The following is a 20,857-nucleotide window of genomic DNA, read 5'->3' as shown; positions in this document are numbered from 1 at the left end:
CTGGTCCGTTCAGTCCTGCCCCGTCTCGCCGACCTGTACGGCGGCTATCCAGTCCAGTTTTCCCCTGAGCCCCACCACTTCGCCGATGATCACCAGCGTCGGGGCCTGCACCGCACTCTGCCGCACCTTGTCAACTATATCCTCCAGGGTCCCGCTCACCACTTCCTGCTCCGGCGTCGTTCCCCGGGACACCAGGGCCACCGGCATAGATGGCGACATGCCATGGGCGGTGAGCTCGCGCACGATAATGGGCAACCCCACCAGCCCCATGTAGAACACCAGGGTCTGGTTGGTCTGGACAAAGTCGGTCCACGGCAGGTCGCAGGTGTCATTCTTCAGGTGACCGGTGACAAAGCGCACGGACTGGGCGTAGTCACGGTGAGTCAGCGGAATACCAGCGTAGGCGGCACAACCGGAGGCCGCCGTGATACCGGGAACCACCTGGAAGCGGACGCCGGCTTCCGCCAGGGTTTCGATCTCTTCACCACCCCGACCGAAGATAAAGGGGTCGCCGCCCTTCAGGCGCACCACCCGACGGCCTTCCCGGGCCAGGTCCACCAGCTTCTGGTTGATCTGGTCCTGGGGAAGCGTGTGATCGGCGCGCTTCTTGCCCACATGCACCAGCTCAGTGCCCTCGGGGATCAACTCCATGATGGGCTGAGACACCAGCCGATCGTAGAGCACGATGTCCGCCTGCTGCAGGATCCGCCAGGCTTTCAGGGTCAGCAGTTCCGGGTCTCCGGGACCGGCGCCGACCAGGAACACCTCGCCTTCCGAAGAATTGGGGTTCCGCGTGACCGGGTTCACCCGGTAGCGGGACGGGAGCCGAACCCCCGAACCGCCCTTTAATGGTGCGTCCACGGATCGGGGTGCACCACCCTGTTCCGGGCGAACGTCCGTCTTTTCCTTTCCTGTCATTGAATCCTGTCCAGACCTCTCATATAGGGGCGCAGCGCTTCCGGCACCTCGATGCTGCCGTCCGCCTGCTGGTAGTTCTCCACAACCGCAATCAAGGTGCGGCCAACAGCGAGCCCTGAGCCATTCAAGGTATGGACGGGCTCGGGCTTACCGGTTTCCGGGTTACGCCACCGGGCATGCATGCGGCGTGCCTGGAAGTCCCGGGTGTTGGAACAGGAGGAAATCTCACGGTACTTGCCCTGCCCCGGCAACCAGACCTCCAGGTCATAGGTGCGCGCGGCGGCGAAGCCGATGTCGCCACCGCACAGTTCCACCACCCGGTACGGCAGGTCGAGGAGCTGCAGGATCTTTTCCGCATTGCCGGTGAGTTCCTCCAGCGCCGCCTCGGATTCCCCGGGGCGCACGATATGGATCAGCTCCACCTTGTCGAACTGGTGCTGCCGGATCATGCCCCGGGTATCACGACCGTAGGAGCCTGCCTCACTGCGGAAGCACGGCGTATGGGCGACAAACTTCAGCGGCAGGCTGGCGTCGTCCAGAATGCTGTCTCCCACCAGGTTGGTCACCGGCACCTCGGCGGTGGGAATCAGGTACAGGGGCTGTTCGCCGTCAATACGGAACAGGTCCTCCTCGAACTTCGGCAACTGACCGGTTCCGTACAGGGTATCCTTGTTCACCAGATAAGGAACATAGGTTTCCTCGTAACCATGCTCCAGGGTGTGCTGATCCAGCATGAACTGGGTCAGCGCCCGGTGCAGGCGGGCAATGCCGCCCCGCATGGCCACGAACCGGCTGTGGGCCAGACGGGTGCCGGCCTCGAAATCCATGCCGCCCAGGGCCTCGCCCAGACTGACATGGTCCTTCACCTCGAAATCGAAGGAACGGGGCGTGCCCCATTGGCGCACCTCTACATTCTCGTCCTCGCTCTCCCCCTCCGGCACGGTGTCGTCCGGCACGTTCGGGATGCCGTCCAGGAAAGCGGCCAGGGTTTCCTGGACAGCGCGGAGTTCATCCTCCGCTTCCGCCTTCTGACGCTTCAGGTCTTCCACTTCCTGCAGCAGGGGCTGGATATCCTCACCCGCGGCCTTGGCCTTGCCGATGGACTTGGACCGGCGGTTCTGCTCGCTCTGGAGGGTTTCGGTCCGCACCTGGATGGATCGACGCTTCTCTTCCAGCTCGTTGAACTGGTCGCGATCAAAGGTAAAGTGCTTGACCGCCAGGCGGCGGGCAATGTCGTCGGTTTCAGCGCGGACACGTTTCGGGTCGAGCATGGCAATCCCTGTTTGACTGGGTGTGATTGATAGCAATAGCGGGAGATTATAACCGTTCGCCGTGTCCCCCGTTAAGGTATGACAGGCAATTGCGGAAGGGGTATGGGAAGAAGGGGCGGATCCACCGGATACAGGCGACCCGTGGGTGACCCCGTGTCAGGACTTGCCGGACGGATAACGCTGCCGTTGGCTGGCGCTGTTCATGGTATCCAGGCGCTGGCGCTTCTCCCCGAGTTTGATCTCCAGCCCCCGGGGCACCGGCTCGTAATAACGGCGTTGGTGGATCTCCTCGGGCAGGTAGGCTTCACCGGCGGCAAAGGCCTCGGGTTCGTCATGAGCGTAACGGTATTCCTCACCATAGCCCAGGTCCTTCATCAGCGAGGTGGGCGCGTTGCGGATGTGGACGGGCACCTGGTAATCCGGGTCCTGGCGGATATCGGCCATACACTGGTTGTAGGCGCTGTAGACCGCATTGCTCTTGGGAGCCAGGGCCATGTAAGTAACCGCCTGGGCCATGGCCAGTTCACCTTCAGGGGAACCCAGGCGCTCCTGCACCTCCCAGGCGTCGAGGCACATGCGCAGGGCCCGGGGGTCGGCGTTGCCGATATCCTCGGAGGCGATCCTGACCAGCCGGCGTGCCACATAGAGCGGATCGGCGCCACCATCCAGCATGCGGCACATCCAGTACAGGGAGCCGTCCGGGTCCGACCCCCGCACCGCCTTATGGAGGGCGGAGATCTGGTCGTAGAACACGTCGCCGCCCTTGTCGAAGCGGCGCAGGCTGCTCTGAAGGACCTGCTCCAGCACCGCCTCGGTGATCTCCGGGCGGCCATCGGCACCCGGTTCCGCCAGGTCGGAGGCCACCTCCAGCACGTTCAGGGCCCGGCGGGCATCACCACTGCCGGCAGCGGCCATCATTGCCAGCACCGGATCACTGACGGTGACCCGGTCCGCCAGGCCCTCCTCGGCGTGCAGGGCCCGTTTCAGCAGCCCGATCAGGTCCGGCTCCTCGATATTCTTGAGCACGTACACCCGGGTGCGGGACAGCAGGGCACTGTTGAGTTCAAACGACGGGTTCTCGGTGGTGGCCCCCACAAAGATGAAGGTGCCATCCTCGATGTGGGGCAGGAAAGCATCCTGCTGGCTCTTGTTGAAGCGGTGCACCTCGTCCACGAACAGCAGGGTGTCCCGCCCTTCCGCCTGCTTGCGGCTGCGGGCCCGCTCCACGGCGGCGCGGATATCCTTGACCCCGGACAGCACCGCCGACAGGGTTTCGTACCCCATATCGCCGACACTGGCCAGCAGGCGGGCGAAGGTGGTCTTGCCCACGCCGGGCGGCCCCCACAGGATCATCGAGTGGAGCTGCCCCTGCTCCACCGCCTGGCGCAGCGGTTTGCCGGGCCCCACCAGGTGGGCCTGGCCCACGTACTCATCCAGGTTGCGGGGCCGCATGCGTGCCGCCAGCGGCTCGAACCCGCGCTGGTCCCCGAACAGGCTGTCCTGCATTACTGCATACCCTGGATCACATCCACCGACTCCGGGTAGTCCAGCTTGAACGCCATGTCCGGCACCGGCTGGTTGATACGGATGTTACCGAACTCGAGCTCCGTACGCTGGCCCAGGGAGTCCTCCAGACGCATGGCCTGAAGCTCATCGTCGTAGAACGTCAGTGTCAGCGACAGGAACAGCGAATCCTCGCTGCGGGGCACCAGGGTATATTCCCGGGTGTGGTCGCCGTAGCGGGCCTCGGTGATCTCGTAGGTTTCCGCCAGGCCGTCGGTCTCGCCACTGAGCAGCAGGGCCGGGGTGGTACTGACCTGCTCATCAAGGTCCTGGATGGTGACCTGTTCCAGGTCCGGGTCGTACAGCTCAACGGTCTCGCCGTTGCTGACAATGAACTGGTTGGTGGGAGGCTCGGTTTCCCAGTAGAACAGCCCCGGCCGCTTGGCCTTGAGGGTGCCGCTGGTTTCCTGGATCACCCGGCCCTGGTCATCCGCCACGGTCTGGGTGAAGCCGGCCTGGAAGGTGGCATAGCTGCTCAGGGTGTCGGCCAGGCGTTCGGCGGCCTGCTCCTGCGCCCAGGTGAACGAGGAGAACAGCACCAGTGCTGCCGCGGCCAGAATTGTTCGACCCGCTTTGATCATTCAGTACCTCCTGAGAACTCAGGGTTTCGGGGGTGGCGGCGCAAGGACTTCCCTGGCGCCATTATGGCCGGCGGGGCTGACCACACCGGCGGCTTCCATGGCGTCCACCAGGTTTGCGGCCCGGTTGTAGCCGATCTTGAACTTGCGCTGAACCGAAGAGATGGACACCCGCCGCCCCTCGGTGACAAACGCCACCGCTTCATCAAAGAGCGCGTCGCCTTCACTGTCGCCCCCACCCTCGGACAGGGTGGGCACACCGGGCAGGCTCTCGCCCTCTGCTCCATTAAGGACATCGTCCACGTATTCCGGTTCCCCACGGGCCTTCCAGGCATTGACGATACGATGCACCTCGTCGTCATCCACGAAGGCGCCGTGGACCCGCACCGGCAGGCCGGAACCCGGCGGCAGGTAAAGCATATCGCCATGACCCAGCAACTGCTCGGCGCCACCCTGGTCCAGTACCGTGCGGGAGTCGATCTTGGAGGACACCTGGAAGGAAATCCGGGTGGGGATGTTGGCCTTGATCAGGCCGGTGATCACGTCCACCGACGGACGCTGGGTGGCCAGGATCAGGTGGATACCAGCTGCCCTCGCCTTCTGGGCGATGCGGGCGATCAGCTCTTCCACCTTCTTGCCGACGATCATCATCATGTCGGCGAACTCGTCAATCACCACCACGATAAACGGCAGGGTTTCCAGCTCAGGCCGCTGCTGTTCGTCGTTGTCCAGGTACTCGTCCGGCTTCCAGAAGGGGTCGAGGAGTGGTTCGCCGGCAGCCCGCGCGTCCTTCACCTTGCGGTTGTAGCCGGCCACATTCCTGACCCCGAGATTGGCCATCAGTTTGTAGCGGCGCTCCATCTCGGCCACACACCAGCGCAGCGCATTGGCGGCGTCCTTCATGTCCGTCACCACAGGCGACAGAAGGTGCGGGATCCCTTCATAGATGCTCAGTTCCAGCATCTTCGGATCCACCATGATGAAGCGCACATCCTCCGGCGTCGCCTTCAGCAGCATACTGATCAGCATGGCGTTCACGCCCACGGATTTACCAGAGCCGGTGGTCCCGGCCACCAGCAGGTGAGGCATCTTCGACAGGTTGGCCACCATGGGGTTGCCGCCGATATCGTTACCCAGCGCCAGGGTCAGTGCCGATGAGGATTCGGTGAACACTTTCGCCCCGAGCACCTCGCTCAGGCGCACCATGTCCCGCTTCTCGTTGGGAATCTCAATACCCACCACGGACTTGCCGGGAATCACCTCCACCACCCGTACGCTGAGCACCGCCAGGGACCGGGCCAGGTCCTTGGCCAGGTTGGAGATCTTGCTGACTTTCACACCCGGCGCCGGCTTGATCTCGAAGCGGGTGATCACCGGGCCAGGATTAACCTCGACCACCTCCACGGAGACACCGAAATCCGCCAGTTTCTCTTCCAGCATCCGCGACATGTGTTCCAGGGATTCCTCGGAGTAGCCCTGGCCCTTGTGTTCCTCCGGCGGGTCCAGCAGCGTCAGTGGCGGTATCGGACTTTCCAGGTCCTCAAACAGGGACGCCTGTTTACGGGTCTCCGCCTTCTCCGACTCACTGACGTCGTCCCGCTTGAACGGCGAGATTTTCACCTTGCTGTTATTGGCCGCATCCGTCTTCCTGCCATTGGACTTTTTCGGATTCGGTGCCGGTGCCTCGTCGTCCCGGGAACTGAAACTTTCCAGGATCACCGGCTCATCGTCGTCCAGCCCACGCCGCGCGGACATGGGATCCGCCTTGGGCCGGGAGACCTCATCGTTATCATCATCCTTTTTCCCGCCAAATGGCCACAACCAACGCCACCGGGGCTTGCCGGATGTCTCCTCCCCTGCCCCGGTAGCGGTCAGCACGGGCGGCTCCGGTGCGGGATTCACCTTGCGGGCAGATTCCGGCCTGGCGTCTTCGTCGTCGGAGGACTCACCGGGGGTGAACAGGTCCTTGAGCCAGAGCAGCCCCTTGAGCGTGTAGCCGCCCACCGCGTCCATCAACCGGAACCAGGACAGCCCCGTGGTCACGGTCAATGCGAACAGGAAGATGGCCACCAGGATCAGGGTGGTGGCGGGCAGATTGAAGAAGCGGACCATGGCGGAGGACACCGCCTGCCCCAGCACACCACCGGAGGTTGCCCCCAGGCCGAACAGGGAATACAGGGCCAGCAGGCTGCAGGCGGACAACAGGATCAGCAGGAAGCCCCCCGCCCTGACCAGCAGCAGGGGCCAGTGCATCTCCAGGGGATCATGACGCAGGCGGATCAGCAGCAGTGCGTATCCCGCCACCATGAGGGGAAACAGGTAGGAGACCTGCCCGAATACATCCATCATCAGGCTGGCCAGCCAGGCACCAAAGCGACCGGCGGCATTGTCCACATTAATCTGATGGCCGATGGACGCCCAGCCGGGATCGGCCGGGCTGTAAGTGGCGAGGGCCATGGCCAGGAAGATGGTCAATGCGATCAGCGCAATGACCAGACCTTCCCTGGCACCCTGGGCGACCAGACGGCGAAACCGCTGCTGTTTTTCCGTGAGCGCCGCTGGGGCCGCTTCTTGCTTGCCAGTCTTAGCCATGAAGTCCGGAAACGATCCTCTGCTGATGAAATGGCGAAAACGATGATACCGCCGGCATCAAGTCTCCAGGGCCTGCAGGCCCCGGCGCATGTCGTTCTTCAGGTCTTCAAGGGCTTCAACACCCACTGACAGCCGGATCAGGTTATCGCTGATGCCGGCCAGCGCCTTGTCTTCCGGGGACAACCGGCCATGGGTGGTGGTTCCCGGGTGGGTGATCGTGGTTTTCACGTCACCCAGGTTGGCAGTGATGGACACCATGCGGGTGGCATCGATAAAGGCCCAGGCCTCCGGCTGACCGCCACGGACGGTGAACGACAACACACCGCCATAGCCATCCTGCTGCCGGCTCGCCAGCTCGTGCTGGGGATGGCTCTCCAGCCCGGCGTAGTAGACCTTTTCAACCGCAGGCTGCTGTTCCAGCCAACGGGCCAACTGTAGCGCATTCTCACAGTGGGCACGCATACGGATTGGTAAGGTTTCCAGGCCTTTATGGAAGATCCAGGCATTGAACGGGCTCATGGTGGGGCCTGCCGACCGCAGGAAGCCGAATACTTCTTCCATCAGTTGATTGTTGCCCACCACAACGCCACCCAGGCAGCGCCCCTGGCCGTCCAGGTACTTGGTGGCGGAATGGATCACAATATCCGCGCCATACTCGAACGGGCGCTGCAGCACCGGCGTGCAGAAACAGTTGTCCACCACGAACAGGGCGTCGTTGGCGTGGGCCAGCTCGGCCAGCGCCGTCATGTCCGCCACCTCGCACAGGGGGTTGGACGGGGTCTCGATAAACAGCAGGCGCGTACGGTCGGTGACCGCCGCCCGCCAACCTTCCATATCGGTCAGGCCGACAAAGGTAGTGGATACCCCAAACCGTGCCAGGTATTTCTGGAACAGCACATTGGTGGTTCCGAAAACGCCCCGGGAGCACACCACATGATCTCCCTGCTGCAGCAATGCCATGCAGGTGGCCAGGATGGCCGCCATGCCGGATGCCGTGGCCACCGCACGATCGCCACCCTCCATGGCCGCAATGCGCTCCTCGAATGCCTTCACCGTCGGATTGGTGAAGCGGGAGTAGATGTTGCCGGGCTCGTCACCGCCGAAGCGGGCGGCGGCCTGGGCGGCGCTGCCATAGACAAAACTGGATGTCGGGAAGATGGCATCGCTGTGCTCAAGCTCGCTGGTGCGGTGCTGTCCCGCACGCACCGCGAGGGTATCCACGGACACCCCTTCCAGGTCCGGCTCCGGTATGAAGGTATGCTCTTCGCGGCGATGGGTCATGCTTTCCTCAGTCTTCGTCGTTATGCAGGTCGATGATACCGTTGTCTTCGGGAAGGCCGGCCCTGGCCGCTTCCCTGACCTCGTCCCGGCGCAGGGCATCAAGCCGCGCCAGGTAGGCATCGTCCACATCGCCTGTAATATAATTGCCATTGAAGACCGAACACTCCCAGCCCTCAATGTCCGGGTTCACATCATTGACACAGGAAATCAGGTCATCCAGGTCCTGGTAGACCAGCCAGTCGGCACCAATCAGCTTCTGGATATCCTCCACGGTGCGGTTATGGGCAATCAGTTCCTGGGGCGACGGCATATCGATGCCGTACACATTGGGATAACGCACCGGGGGCGCGGCGGAGGCGAAATACACCTTGCGGGCCCCGGCATCCCGGGCCATCTGGATGATCTCGTGGCAGGTGGTGCCACGCACGATGGAGTCATCCACCAGCATCACGTTCTTGCCCCGGAACTCCAGATCGATGGGGTTCAGTTTCTGGCGCACGGATTTCTTGCGCATGGTCTGGCCGGGCATGATGAATGTGCGGCCAATGTAGCGGTTCTTGATAAAGCCTTCCCGGAACTTCACCCCCAGCCGGTGCGCCATCTGCAGGGCGGAGGTCCGGCTGGTGTCGGGAATGGGCATCACCACGTCGATGTCATGGTCGGGCCGCTCCCGCAGCACCTTGTCCGCCAGGGTTTCGCCCATGCGCAGGCGGGCCTTGTAGACCGACACCTTGTCCATGATGGAATCAGGACGGGCAAAGTATACATGCTCGAAGATACACGGGTGCAGGCTCGGGGCCTCCGCGCACTGCTCGGTGTACAGGGTGCCGTCGGTTTCAATGTACACCGCCTCACCCGGGGCGATGTCCCGAACCAGACGGAAGCCGGCGGCATTGAGGGCCACGCTCTCGGAGGCAATCATATACTCCTTGCCTTCGTCGGTTTCGCGCACGCCATAACAGGCTGGGCGAATACCGTTGGGGTCGCGGAAGCCGACGATGCCGTAACCCGTGATCATGGCGATTACCGCATAGGCGCCACGACAGCGCTTGTGCACTGCCCTCACCGCCGCGAAGATTTCATCTTTGGTGGGGTTGAGCTTGCCCAGTTTCTGCAGTTCGTGGGCAAACACGTTCAACAGCACTTCCGAGTCGGAATTGGTATTGATATGACGCAGGTCGGTGCGGAACAGATCCCGTGCCAGGTCGTCGGCATTGGTCAGGTTGCCGTTATGGGCCAGGGTAATGCCGTAGGGGCTGTTAACGTAGAACGGCTGGGCCTCGGCGGAACTGGAGCTGCCAGCGGTGGGGTAACGGACATGGCCGATACCCACGTTGCCCACCAGCCGACGCATGTGCGAGGTCAGGAACACATCCCGCACCAGGCCGTTGTCCTTGCGCAGGAAAAACCGCTCATCCTGAAAGGTCACGATACCGGCCGCATCCTGGCCCCGGTGCTGGAGTACGGTCAGGGCGTCATACAACGCCTGATTCACGTACTGTGTACTGACAATGCCTACAATTCCACACATGAGTGCTGTGTTCTCCAGAACATTAGATCAACTGCATTCAGGCGGTAATCAGAGGTTCTCGGCACCGGACTCCAGGGCCCGGTTCCTGACTGCCTCGGATACCTTCTCCTGCACGGCCTCGCCCGACGGTGCGGGTCCCAGGAAACGTTCGAATTCATCACCAAAGGTCCGCCGGGACCAGTCTTCCACCACGCCCAGGCGTTCAATCATCAGGGACTGCCGCCACCAGGTATCCTCCGCCAGTGGCGTGTACCGAGTGAAGGCAATGGCCACTACCACCACGACCACACCCCGCAACAGCCCGAAGATCATGCCCAGCACCCGGTCAGTGGCACTCAACCCGGTCACCCGGACCAGATGGCCAATCAGGTTGTTGACGATGGCGCCGACAATCAACGTGGCGACAAACAGAATGGCAAAGGCGGCAATCAGGCGAACCAGCGGGGTTTCCACGGTACTGGCCAGCAGCGACTGCATCTGCGGATGGAAGGTCCGGGCAATGATGAACGCCGCCACCCAGGTGACAAGCGACAGCGCTTCCCTGACGAAGCCCCGTTTCAGGCTGATCAGGGTGGAAATTGTCAGCAGGGCGATAATGACCCAGTCGATCCAGATCAGCGCGTTCATGAGTAACCCGGTGATGAACAGGAAACGCGAATTCTATCAGGAATCACCGGCAACCCAAACCATCCGGGCACTTGTGGTTATGCCTACAGGACGAGGAGCAAACGGGGGCACCCGGAACCTCAGGGGGCATTTCAGGACAATCCATGGGCGACGGTTATGATCAACCACCGCCCTCGGTCACCAGGGACTTGACGCCGAACGCCTTGTCCAGCACTTCCTTGGCTTTCTCGGCCTCGGCCTTTTCGGCAAACGGACCGGAGAATACCCGGACCAGGCGCTGGTCATCACGGACCACTTCCTGCAGATGGGCGCCATAGCCGCGCTCCCGCACATTGTCCCGCAGTCGGCGGGCGTTCGACTCATCGCCAAAGCTGCCGAGCTGCAGTACCCAGGCGCCCTCCAGGGTGCGCTCGAAATCCCCTTCCCCGGAGGTATCCGGTTCGGAGGGGGCGGATGCCTGTTGATCGGCTGATGTCTCGCCGGCATTGTCGGCGTTTTCCGCCGATGCGGTGGTTTCTGACTCGGAAGGCTCTTCCTCACCCACCAGCGGCTGCTCGACGGGGGCGACATCGTCGCTTTCGCCAGAAGCCTGTCCCGGCTGGGTGCCCATGGCCGGGTCCTCGACAATCTCCGGGGTGGGTGCCGGGTCCGCTTCCTCCACACGATAGTCCGGCACGCCGCTCAGGGACTCATCCTGCTCGGGCACGGACACTTCCGGGAACGGTGGCTCTTCGGGGATATCCAGGGAACGGACGGCGCGTTCGTCGTGGGGTTCGTCAAACATCATCGGCACGAAGATCACCGCCAGTGAAATCAGCACCAATGCTCCGATAATACGCTGCTTCAGTCCATTCACCTTACTTCGGCTCCCTGTTACAGGCCATGGTAGCGTGACCGGTCACGGGTGACCGGATACGTCGACGTCATGAGTGTGAATATAACCGCCACAGACCGCCAACTCAAAGCGTCGTCTGGTCCATGACGGAACCGTAAGGCGTTACTCCGCTTTTTCTGATACCCCGCCTGCAAAATACCGCTTGCCTTCCACCACGGTAAAGAAGGAGCCGAACACCAGCACCAGGTCGCTCTCCCCCGCCGACTGCACCGCATCGGCAATGGCCCCAGCCACATGATCGTGGACGGTGGTCCTGCCGTCCGGGAGTTCCGGTTCAAGACGCACGGCCAGTGACTCTCCGGACAGGCTGCGGGGCACGTCAAGCCCCGCCAGAAACCAGTGATCCACCTGCGGCACCAGGGCCCGGGCCACACCCACCGAATCCTTGTCTGCGAGGCCCGCATAGACGGCCAGCACCCGCCGATAACCATGGTAGTCACGCAGAGTGTCGAGCCGACGGGCGAGCCAGAGTGCGGCGTGGGGATTGTGCCCCACATCCAGGAACACATCCGGCGACCGGGCCACCCGCTCAAAACGCCCCGGCAGGGCAACGCTGGCCAGCACCCGGGCTATCGCCGCGTCATCCAGGCCCACATCCAGCGCCAGGCAGGCCATGGCCGCAGCCGCCAGACTGTTCAATGGCAGGCTGTTCCCAGGCAGGTCGATCCCGTGGCCATCGGCAGTCACCAGTTGTGCCCCGGTCCCCGACGTGCGGATGTCATAGCCCTGTCCGGGCCGGAGCAGGCGAACGTTCTGGGCACTGGCCTGCTGCAGGATGGAGGGTGGAGGATCGTCATCTCCGTAGATGGCCGTCTGTCCGGGACGCAGGATACCGGCCTTTTCATAACCGATGGTGTTGCGATCGTTACCGAGCCAGGCGGTGTGATCAAGGTCAACCGAGGTAATAATCGCCAGGTCGGCATCGAGAACATTGACCGCATCCAGGCGACCACCCAGCCCCACTTCCAGCACCAGGTTGTCCACGCCAGCTTCCGCCATCACCAGGAAGGCCGCCAGTGTGCCGAATTCGAAATAGGTGAGTGAGGTACGGCCCCGGGCCTTCTCCACCTGCTCGAACGCCCGGATCAGCGCCTCGTCACTGGCATCATGGCCATTGAGTCGCACCCGTTCGTTATAGACCAGCAGATGGGGTGAAGTATAGCAGCCGACGGTCTTCCCGGCGGCCAGCAACAGGGCTTCCAGGGCAGCCACGGTACTGCCCTTGCCGTTGGTGCCCCCCACTGTAATCACGCGACCCTGCGGCCCCGACGGCATCAGCTTGCGCAGCACCAGCAGGACCCGGTCCAGGCCCAGGTCCATCTCCACCGGATGAATGGATTCGAGATACGAGAGCCAGTCGGACAGCCCGGCGCCCGCCCCCGGAGAGGCGGGCACCATCCGATCACTGCTCGGCATTGGCCGCGTCAGGTGAGTCCGGGCGTTCCGTCACCTCGAATTCGATGGGCTCTTCTTTTTCCGGCCGGTCCAGGTCGGTGAACTTGGCCAGAATGGACGCAATACGTTCGCGCATCTTGTGGCGATGGAGGATCATGTCGATGGCACCGTGCTCCAGCAGGAACTCACTGCGCTGGAAGCCTTCCGGCAGTTTTTCCCGCACGGTCTGCTCGATGACCCGGGGACCGGCAAAGCCGATCAGAGCATAGGGCTCGGCGATATTCAGGTCACCCAGCATGGCCAGGCTGGCCGAGACACCACCGAACACCGGATCGGTCATCACGGAGATGTAGGGAATGCCCTCCTGCTTCATCCGTTCCAGCACGGCAGCGGTCTTGGACATCTGCATCAGGGACAGGATGGCTTCCTGCATGCGGGCGCCGCCGGACGCCGAGAAGCAGACCAGAGGGATTCGCTCCTCCAGGCAGATGTTGGCGGCGCGGACGAACTTTTCGCCTACCACCTGCCCCATGGAGCCACCCAGGAAGTTGAACTCGAAGGCACAGGCCACCAGGGGAATGCCCAGGGTGCGGCCACGCATGACCACCAGGGCATCCTTTTCACCGGTAGCCTTCTGGTTCTGGGCCAAGCGCTCCTTGTAGCGCCGGGTATCCTTGAACTTCAGGCGATCCCACGGCTCCAGTTCGTTGGCCACTTCCTCGCGACCATCGTCGTCCAGGAAGATTTCCAGGCGACGACGCGCACTCACCCGCAAGTGATGGTTGCACTTGGGGCAGACATCAAGGTTCTTGTCCAGCTCCGGCTTATAGAGGAATGCGCCACACTTGGGGCACTTCTTCCAGAGCCCCTCGGGCACACCGGTTCGCTGTTTGGATTCCGAGCGGATCTTGCTCGGCATGATCTTGTCTAGCCAGTTGCTCATTTTGTCATCCTGTCATTCCATGGAGGCTGAACGCGACGCCGTCAGGAGGCCAGCCCGTCCAGCGCTTCTCGCATTGGGTGCAGCAGATCCGTAAGCGCCTTTTTCAGCCCGGCCGGATCCGATTGATGGCGAGCTATTGTATCCACCAGCACGCTGCCGACTATTACACCATCGGATACCTTACCCACGGCGGCGGCGGTTTCCGCGTCACGGATCCCGAAACCGACACCCACCGGCAACGCGGCAATGCGCTGGACATTGGCCACCTTGCGACCCACTTCCTCCACATCAATGGAGGCGGCACCGGTCACACCTTTTATGGAAACATAGTACACATAGCCCGAAGAGTGTTCACTGATTGCACGTATGCGCTCATCGGTGGTGGTGGGCGACAGCAGGAAAATGGAGTCCATCCGGCGCTGAGTGAACAGTGGCGCCACTTCGTCGGCTTCCTCCGGCGGCAGGTCCACCGTGAGGATGCCGTCCACACCGGCATCCGCTGCGGCATCGGCAAAGGCCTCGTAACCCATGGCTTCCATCGGGTTCAGGTAACCCATCAGCACCACGGGCGTATGGGGATCCTTCTCGCGGAAGGTCTTCACCATGGCCGTCACCTGACGCAGTGAGGTGCCGTGTTTCAGCGCCCGCTCGCAGGCCAGCGCGATCACCGGGCCATCGGCCATGGGGTCGGAAAAGGGTACGCCCAGCTCGATAATGTCCGCCCCCGCTGCCACCAGGGTGTGCATCAGTTCAACGGTCTGGTCCGGGTGTGGATCACCGGCGGTAATATAGGGAATCAGCGCCTTGCGGCCCTGCTCCCGGAGAGTGTCCAGCACCCCTGCAATTCGACTCATGCGTATGCGTGCTCCTGTATCAGTGGATCCTGGTCCGGCACCGGGCTCAGACCTCGATGCCGTCAAGCTGGGCAATGGTGTGGATATCCTTGTCGCCGCGACCGGAAATGTTGATCACCACCATCTGCTCCGGATCCATGTCGGCGGCCAGTTTGATGGCGTAGGCCACGGCATGGGCGGTTTCCAGTGCAGGCATGATGCCCTCGACCCGGGTCAGCCGGCGGAACGCCGCCAGGGCTTCATCATCCGTTACCGACACGTACTCCGCGCGGCCGATGTCCTTGAGCCAGCTGTGCTCCGGTCCTACCCCCGGGTAATCAAGCCCGGCGGACACGGAGTGGGTTGCGGCAATCTGACCATTCTCGTCTTCCATCAGGTAGGTGCGGTTGCCATGAAGGACACCGGGGCGACCCGCCGCCAGGGGCGCGGCGTGCTGGCCGGTTTCCAGGCCCAGGCCACCCGCCTCGACCCCATAGAGCTTGACGGACTCGTCGGTCAGGAACGGATAGAACATGCCGATGGCATTGGAACCGCCACCCACACAGGCCACCAGGGCATCCGGGAGTTTTCCGGCCTGCTCCAGTGCCTGTTGCCGGGTCTCGCGACCGATAACCGCCTGGAAGTCACGCACCAGCAACGGATAGGGATGGGGACCGGCCACAGTACCAATGATGTAGAAGGTGTCGTCAACGTTGGCCACCCAGTCACGCATGGCGTCGTTCATGGCGTCCTTCAGGGTGCGGGTGCCACTTTCGACGGCATGGACTTCCGCCCCCAACAGTTTCATGCGATAGACGTTGAGGGACTGTCGCTGTACGTCCTCGGCGCCCATGAACACGTGGCATTCCAGCCCCAGCCGGGCGCAGACCGTCGCCGTGGCAACACCGTGCTGGCCAGCGCCGGTTTCGGCGATAACGCGTGTCTTGCCAAGGAACGACGCCAGCAGGGCCTGACCGATGGTGTTGTTCACCTTGTGGGCACCGGTGTGGTTGAGGTCTTCGCGTTTGAGCCAGATCTGGGCGCCGCCGGTTTCCCGGGTCAGTCGCTCGGCAAAGTAGAGCGGACTGGGGCGGCCGACATAGTGGGCCAGATCCTTGTCGAACGCCGCCTGGAATTCCGGATCCGTCTTCAGCCGGAGGTATTCCCGTTCCAGGGTCATCAGCGAATCCATCAGTGTCTCGGACACGAAACGACCGCCGTAGGCCCCGAAATGCCCCCGGGCGTCCGGCAGCTGGCTCAGCATTTCTTCAGTCAGTTTGGTTGGCACGATTAACCTCGCTCAGAAACTCGGTAATTTTGGCGGCGTCCTTGATGCCCTTGCGGGTGCCTTCAGGTGTGCCGTCGGACGCTTCCACGCCGCCACTGACGTCCACACCCCAGGGCCGAACCTGCCGGGTGGCGGTGGCAACGTTAGCAGAGTTGAGACCACCGGCCAATATCAGGGGTAACGGACGCTGTTCCGGGATGACGGACCAGTCAAAACTATGGCCGGTCCCGCCATACCGCTGTGGATCATACGCATCCACCAGCAATCCCGATGCCCGATTCCAGTCCCGGAAGGCCTTTTCAATATCTTCTCGATGGCGGACCCGGACCGCCTTTATCCAGCGACGATGGAACTGGCTACAGAAATCCTGAGATTCGTCGCCATGGAACTGCAGCAGATCCAGGGGCACCCGGGCCAGCACCTGCTCCACTTCCATGCGTGTCGGATTGACGAAAAGCCCGGTCAGGGTGACAAAGGCCGGCAACGCCCCGGCAATGGCCGTGGCCTGTTCGAGGGTCACGGCCCTCGGACTGGCCTCGTAGAATACCAGCCCGATGGCGTCGGCGCCCGCCTCGGCAGCGGCCAGGGCGTCTTCCGGTCGGGTGATGCCGCAGATTTTGGAGCGTGTGCGTACTGGAGACACAACTGACCTCATCAGGAACGGGTTCGTGGCTTGCGGTGGATCCAGCTCGGTGCCGCCGGGGCATTCAACCCGTCATCAAACCAGGGACGGACGAAGGCCGGGCCGCATTGCGCACCGGGGATGGCAAACGCCTCCGGGTAACCCACATCCACCAGGTAAAGCCCTTCCGCCGGTGCGGTGACGGCCGCCTTTCGGCGGTCACCGGTCGCCAGCACCTCCGCGACCCAGGCCGGGGGGTATTTACCCTGGCCAACGGCCATCAGCGTGCCGGCAAAATTCCGCACCATATGGTGCAGGAAGGCGTTGGCCTGGACATCGATCACCACATAGTCACCCCGGCGGTGGACCCGGACGAACTCCACGAAACGCCAGGGTGAGCGGGACTGACAGCCAGCCGCCCGGAAGGCGCTGAAATCGTGCTCCCCCTGCAGCAGCTGTGCTGCCTCCTGCATGGCTTCCGCATCCAGCGGACGGAATGTCCAGGACACTTGTGATGCCAGCAGTGCCGGCCTTACCGGACCATTGAAGATAACATAACGGTAGCGGCGGTACACCGCCGAAAATCGGGCATGGAAGGGTTCCGGGGCGTTACCGGCCCAGTGTACCGCAATGCTGCGCGGCAGTGCCGTGTTGATCCCCATGACCCAGGACCGCAGGTTGCGCACCGCCCGCGTATCGAAATGCACCACCTGGTAGCTGCCATGGACGCCGGCATCGGTGCGTCCCGCACAGACCAGGCCCACGGGTTCATCCGCAACCTTGCTGACCGCCCGGGTCAACGTCTCTTCCACCGATGGCACGCCGCTTTTCTGAAGCTGCCAGCCATGATAGGCGGCGCCGTCGTATTCCAGAGCGAGGGCGACCCGGCCATCGCCGATGGCATTGTCAGTGGTTAGCGGAATGGGTGTCTGGAACAAGGTGTTACCGGGTAGATAGATGGGGTGCGTCAATAAAGAACGCCGGCGCATGGGCCGGCGTTCTGGTTCAGGTCACTATTATAACGGATCAGGGCAGCTTTTTGAGCAGTGATTGCGCTTCGGTCTTCTGCCCGTCGCTTCCCTCCAGGATCACCTCCTCCAGGATCTCCCGGGCACCTTCGCTGTCGCCCATATCCACATAGGCGCGGGCCAGGTCCAGCTTGGTCGCCACCTCGTCCGTGCCGGACAGGAAATCGAAATCATCATCATCGCCCAGGGAGGCTTCGTCGATCTCGTCGATGCTGGATTTGTCGCCGGAACGGGGTTCAGATTCTTCCACGGGCGTACCGGCCTCCTCATTCGCCGATTCATTGTCGAGCTCGGGAATCTCCAGGTCGGACAGATCGTCCCCCGTCGGCTCCGCGCCGGTGGCCTCAGACGCGGACTCCGGTTCTTCCAGGTCCAGGTCGTCCAGGTCGCCCAGGTCGAGCTGGCTTTCGTCTTCCGGCTCGGACTCGGAGGCCTGGTCCATCAGCTCCAGGTCTTCGTCGGACACATCCAGCTCCAGATCCTCAAGCCCGTCGTCATCACTGCTTTCTCCGGACGTAACCTTGTCCAGTTCGGCATCGAGCTCGTCGAGGAAGGATTCGTCCATGTCCGCCTCGTCCTCCGGATTGGCGGACTGGTCAACGGGTTCTTCACCCTCGCCTTCCAGCTCCAGGTCACCGAAATCAAGGTTGTCCTCTTCGGAGGGCTCTGCCGCGCCTTCCACGTCCTCGGCAGCCGGTTCACTGTCAACGCCGGCATCTTCAAGATCCAGGGAACCGAAGTCGTCATCCAGTTCCAGGGACTCCTCTTCGCTCCGGTCGCTGACGTCCGCCTCGCTGCCCTGCTCTTCCGGCAGTTCGAAGTCAATATCGCCAAGGCCGTCATCGGCCTCTTCCAGGGTGGATTCCGCTTCCGGCCCCTTCGCTTCTTCCTCGGTCGCATCGGAGGTATCCAGCCCGGAGAAGTCATACTCAATGGGTGCGTCCCTATCTTCCTCCTCCTCCGATTCTCCTGCGTTCTCTTCCGGCAGGTCCAGCTCCTCGAACGAGGTCATCAGTTCACTGGTTTCCTCATCCATGGGGGTGCTGGCCATGTTATCGGAGGCTTCCTCACCCCCCCGGGAGCCACCCAGAGCGTCGCCGCCACGGAGCTGGGATTCCAGCTCGTCGATACTGGGGGTGGATTCTGCTTCTTCCAGGCGGGCACGAAGGGCTTCCGCTTCCGGCTGGGCGTCATCGAGCTCCATGGCTTCCAGCTCCGCGTACTGCTTGTCGAACGCGGCACGGTTGCCGGTATCCGCGTAGACCGCCAGCAGCTTCAGGCGCAAGTCGGAACGGCTCGGCTCCCGGGAGATGGCGTTTTCCAGCACTTCAGCGGCGGCTTCATGCTGACCGTAGGAAACATACCGGTCCGCCTCTTCCATGGCGCCGGCGGATTCCGCTGCTTCTTCCTCTCCCAGGGTGAGCTCGAAGCCATCATCTTCTTCGCCTTCATCCAACTGCTGATAGAACTCATCCTCCTTGTTAGAGCGACGACGGGAAATCAGAAGCACCACCAGCAACAGCAGAACCAGGAAACCGCCGAGGGCGATCTGGTACAGGAAGTTGCCAGCAATCAGGTCAATGGCGGTGGCCAGGAAGCCCTTGTCCTGCCCGGGGCGGGACGGCTGCGGTTGCTCGGCTTCCGGCTGCTCACCGGTGGCAGACACGGGGCCATCGGCAGCGGCATCGGTCGGCTGCCCGTCGTCCTGCGACTGCATGGTAGTAGTGTCATCACCCGCGGCCATGTCCTCATCGGTCATGGCCGGTTCATCCATACCGGACATGGCATCGCCCGCCGGTTCGGCCTGATCCCCCGGCATGCCAGTATCGGCCGCCTCATCCACGGCCTCACCATCCTGCGCCATGGTATCGTCCGCCATTTCCCCGGCGTCACCTTCCGCGGTCGCAGTTTCATCAGCGGCATCCTCAGTACCGGGCTCCGCTGTGGTCACGCCCGGCTCTTCGCCGGAGCCATCCGCGGGTTCACCATCCCCGGCCATGCCACCCTGGATTTCGGCAAGCTGGGTATCCTTCAACTCGATCAGCCGCTGCAGGGTTTCCACCTGATCCTGCAGGTCTTCGACCCGACTGTTGAGTTCGTCGTTCTCCCGTTGTACGCGGTCCAGTTCCTCCAACGCGACGGCCTCACCCGCATCCGCGGTACCGCCCTGGCGACCGTCACCACCGGCAGAACCGTCGCTGCGAGCGTCGCCACCGTCCTCAGGCACTACCAGCCTGAGTTCGTCGGGCGACGCCTGACCGGCGCCATCACCGCTGCCCGACGCAGCGACATTACCCTGGGTGGCGTCCACTTCGGGCTCAGGCTGGGCGAAGGCCCGGTGCTGGGCTGCCACTTCACGACTGGCCTGGGCCCGGGTACGGGAGGTCATGTCGTCCAACTCCGGCACCCGGAGTATTTCGCCGCGCTTGATCCGGTTGATATTGCCGTCTATAAACGCATCGGGATTCAGGTCCTGGATGGCCAGCATAACCTGTTCCATGGACACACTGGTGTCTGGCCGAACTCGCTCGGCAATTTCCCAGAGCGTGTCGGATGCCTGTACCTCCAGGCTGCCACTGACGGCGGAACGGGTTGTGGTGGTCGCATCACCGGAAGCCGGCTGAGTGTCCTGGCCGGCGGTGTCGCGGGGCTGGCTGGTGGTCTGCCGGGTCTGTGTGCTCTGCACGGGCTCGGAGACCCCGGAATCCTCGGCATAGACCGGGGGGTCCACCAGTACCGAGTATTCCCTCATGACGCGACCGCTGGGCCAGGTCACTTCCACCAGGAAGTTCAGGTAGGGTTCGCGCACCGGCTCGCTGGACGTCACCGTGATAACCAGCTCGCCATTGGGCGCGGTGGTCACTTCAAAATTCAGGCGCGTAAGGAAGAAGTCGCGGCGCAAGCCAACGCGTTCAAAATCCTGCTCTGATGCCAGATTAACAATGATGTCGTCGGGGCTGACACCGTCCAGCCTGTTAACGTCGATCTCTGCATTCATTGGCTGGTTCAGATAGGACTGTATTTCTATCTCCCCGAGCCCCAGTGCCTGTGCGACACCGGAACCAAGCCCTCCCGCCAGAGCCAGAGCAACCGCAAGCTTGCGTACTTTCATGCTTTTTCCTTACCAGTCTCCGTTATTCGTTACCGCTAGATGAATACAGAATCGGACGAGGTTGGATGACTTTCACTTTTTTAATTTTAGAGTGAAGAGAGTATTGTTGATAATGCCAGCTTTATCAATCAATCACACCGCATCTTTGCACCACTTCCTGATGTATTTCACGGAAACAGTTGTGACTCCAAGTTTAGAAACCCTCTGAAAACAGGTCGGTGACCATCGGCCTGAGTCGAGACTTTCAGGACACGATACGCCATTTCCAGCATTCGATGGCTTATTCCGTCTCATTTTTGGAACAAACTGAGAAAAGATCCCGAAAAAATAACAGGGGCGGCGGCTGATTTCAGCCGGCGCCCCTGACGTGTTACCTGAAA

The 20,857-nt window shown here is 62.4% G+C and carries 14 protein-coding genes and 3 pseudogenes; all 17 read right to left on the bottom strand.

Annotation, left to right across the window (positions count from 1 at the left end):
- Positions 1-9: 9 nt before the first annotated feature.
- Positions 10-771, bottom strand: a pseudogene (gene cobA / locus ACJO3T_RS14135) (uroporphyrinogen-III C-methyltransferase); the annotation flags it as partial.
- Positions 772-914: 143 nt separating this feature from the next.
- A complete protein-coding gene (gene serS, locus ACJO3T_RS14130) occupies positions 915-2,189 on the bottom strand; it encodes a serine--tRNA ligase (RefSeq protein WP_406978860.1) in 1,275 nt (424 codons plus the stop codon).
- Positions 2,190-2,345: 156 nt separating this feature from the next.
- Positions 2,346-3,695 (bottom strand): replication-associated recombination protein A, encoded by a 1,350-nt coding sequence (locus tag ACJO3T_RS14125; protein WP_406963315.1) that lies wholly within the window; start codon positions 3,693-3,695, stop codon positions 2,346-2,348.
- On the bottom strand, positions 3,695-4,333 hold the full coding sequence (gene lolA / locus ACJO3T_RS14120) for an outer membrane lipoprotein periplasmic chaperone LolA (RefSeq protein ID WP_406978859.1): 639 nt from the start codon (positions 4,331-4,333) through the stop codon (positions 3,695-3,697). The genes ACJO3T_RS14125 and lolA overlap by 1 nt, the downstream gene beginning before the upstream one ends.
- 18 nt (positions 4,334-4,351) lie before the next feature.
- Positions 4,352-5,911 (bottom strand): annotated as a pseudogene (locus tag ACJO3T_RS14115) (DNA translocase FtsK); the annotation flags it as partial.
- 392 nt (positions 5,912-6,303) lie between these two features.
- Positions 6,304-6,922: pseudogene (locus tag ACJO3T_RS14110) on the bottom strand (DNA translocase FtsK 4TM domain-containing protein); the annotation flags it as partial.
- Positions 6,923-6,979: 57 nt separating this feature from the next.
- Positions 6,980-8,203, bottom strand: coding sequence for an O-succinylhomoserine sulfhydrylase (locus ACJO3T_RS14105; RefSeq protein WP_406963318.1), 1,224 nt, complete (start codon positions 8,201-8,203; stop codon positions 6,980-6,982).
- 7 nt (positions 8,204-8,210) lie between these two features.
- Entirely contained in the window at positions 8,211-9,734 is a 1,524-nt protein-coding gene (gene purF / locus ACJO3T_RS14100; RefSeq protein WP_406978858.1) for an amidophosphoribosyltransferase, read from the bottom strand.
- A gap of 48 nt (positions 9,735-9,782) precedes the next feature.
- The gene (locus ACJO3T_RS14095) at positions 9,783-10,361 is read right to left on the bottom strand and encodes a CvpA family protein (RefSeq protein ID WP_406978857.1); all 579 of its coding nucleotides are present in this window, start codon (positions 10,359-10,361) and stop codon (positions 9,783-9,785) included.
- A gap of 160 nt (positions 10,362-10,521) precedes the next feature.
- Complete coding sequence (locus tag ACJO3T_RS14090) at positions 10,522-11,217, bottom strand: SPOR domain-containing protein (protein ID WP_406963321.1); 696 nt, start codon at positions 11,215-11,217, stop codon at positions 10,522-10,524.
- 141 nt (positions 11,218-11,358) lie between these two features.
- A complete protein-coding gene (gene folC, locus ACJO3T_RS14085) occupies positions 11,359-12,672 on the bottom strand; it encodes a bifunctional tetrahydrofolate synthase/dihydrofolate synthase (protein WP_406978855.1) in 1,314 nt (437 codons plus the stop codon).
- A complete protein-coding gene (gene accD / locus ACJO3T_RS14080; protein ID WP_406978854.1) occupies positions 12,659-13,594 on the bottom strand; it encodes an acetyl-CoA carboxylase, carboxyltransferase subunit beta in 936 nt (311 codons plus the stop codon). Before accD ends, folC begins: the two co-directional genes overlap by 14 nt.
- 41 nt (positions 13,595-13,635) lie before the next feature.
- Positions 13,636-14,448, bottom strand: a complete 813-nt coding sequence (gene trpA / locus ACJO3T_RS14075; RefSeq protein WP_406978853.1) for a tryptophan synthase subunit alpha — start codon at positions 14,446-14,448, stop codon at positions 13,636-13,638.
- Positions 14,449-14,494: 46 nt separating this feature from the next.
- On the bottom strand, positions 14,495-15,703 hold the full coding sequence (gene trpB / locus ACJO3T_RS14070; protein WP_406963590.1) for a tryptophan synthase subunit beta: 1,209 nt from the start codon (positions 15,701-15,703) through the stop codon (positions 14,495-14,497).
- Entirely contained in the window at positions 15,696-16,358 is a 663-nt protein-coding gene (locus ACJO3T_RS14065; RefSeq protein WP_406978852.1) for a phosphoribosylanthranilate isomerase, read from the bottom strand. The genes trpB and ACJO3T_RS14065 overlap by 8 nt, the downstream gene beginning before the upstream one ends.
- A gap of 11 nt (positions 16,359-16,369) precedes the next feature.
- A complete protein-coding gene (gene truA, locus ACJO3T_RS14060; RefSeq protein WP_406978851.1) occupies positions 16,370-17,275 on the bottom strand; it encodes a tRNA pseudouridine(38-40) synthase TruA in 906 nt (301 codons plus the stop codon).
- 88 nt (positions 17,276-17,363) lie between these two features.
- A complete protein-coding gene (locus ACJO3T_RS14055; RefSeq protein WP_406978850.1) occupies positions 17,364-20,477 on the bottom strand; it encodes a FimV/HubP family polar landmark protein in 3,114 nt (1,037 codons plus the stop codon).
- Between the last annotated feature and the right edge of the window lie 380 nt (positions 20,478-20,857).

It is taken from the genome of Marinobacter shunpengi, assembly GCF_045449715.1.
Taxonomy (GTDB): domain Bacteria; phylum Pseudomonadota; class Gammaproteobacteria; order Pseudomonadales; family Oleiphilaceae; genus Marinobacter.
The sequence above is the reverse complement of the archived record's forward strand: the minus strand, read 5'-3'. Positions and strand labels throughout refer to the sequence as shown.

Bases quoted from the DNA above. Each gene is read 5' to 3' on its own strand.
- serS (WP_406978860.1), bottom strand. From the start codon at position 2,189: ATGCTCGACCCGAAACGTGTCCGCGCTGAAACCGACGACATTGCCCGC.
- ACJO3T_RS14125 (WP_406963315.1), bottom strand. From the start codon at position 3,695: ATGCAGGACAGCCTGTTCGGGGACCAGCGCGGGTTCGAGCCGCTGGCG.
- lolA (WP_406978859.1), bottom strand. From the start codon at position 4,333: ATGATCAAAGCGGGTCGAACAATTCTGGCCGCGGCAGCACTGGTGCTG.
- ACJO3T_RS14105 (WP_406963318.1), bottom strand. From the start codon at position 8,203: ATGACCCATCGCCGCGAAGAGCATACCTTCATACCGGAGCCGGACCTG.
- purF (WP_406978858.1), bottom strand. From the start codon at position 9,734: ATGTGTGGAATTGTAGGCATTGTCAGTACACAGTACGTGAATCAGGCG.
- ACJO3T_RS14095 (WP_406978857.1), bottom strand. From the start codon at position 10,361: ATGAACGCGCTGATCTGGATCGACTGGGTCATTATCGCCCTGCTGACA.
- folC (WP_406978855.1), bottom strand. From the start codon at position 12,672: ATGCCGAGCAGTGATCGGATGGTGCCCGCCTCTCCGGGGGCGGGCGCC.
- accD (WP_406978854.1), bottom strand. From the start codon at position 13,594: ATGAGCAACTGGCTAGACAAGATCATGCCGAGCAAGATCCGCTCGGAA.
- trpA (WP_406978853.1), bottom strand. From the start codon at position 14,448: ATGAGTCGAATTGCAGGGGTGCTGGACACTCTCCGGGAGCAGGGCCGC.
- ACJO3T_RS14055 (WP_406978850.1), bottom strand. From the start codon at position 20,477: ATGAAAGTACGCAAGCTTGCGGTTGCTCTGGCTCTGGCGGGAGGGCTT.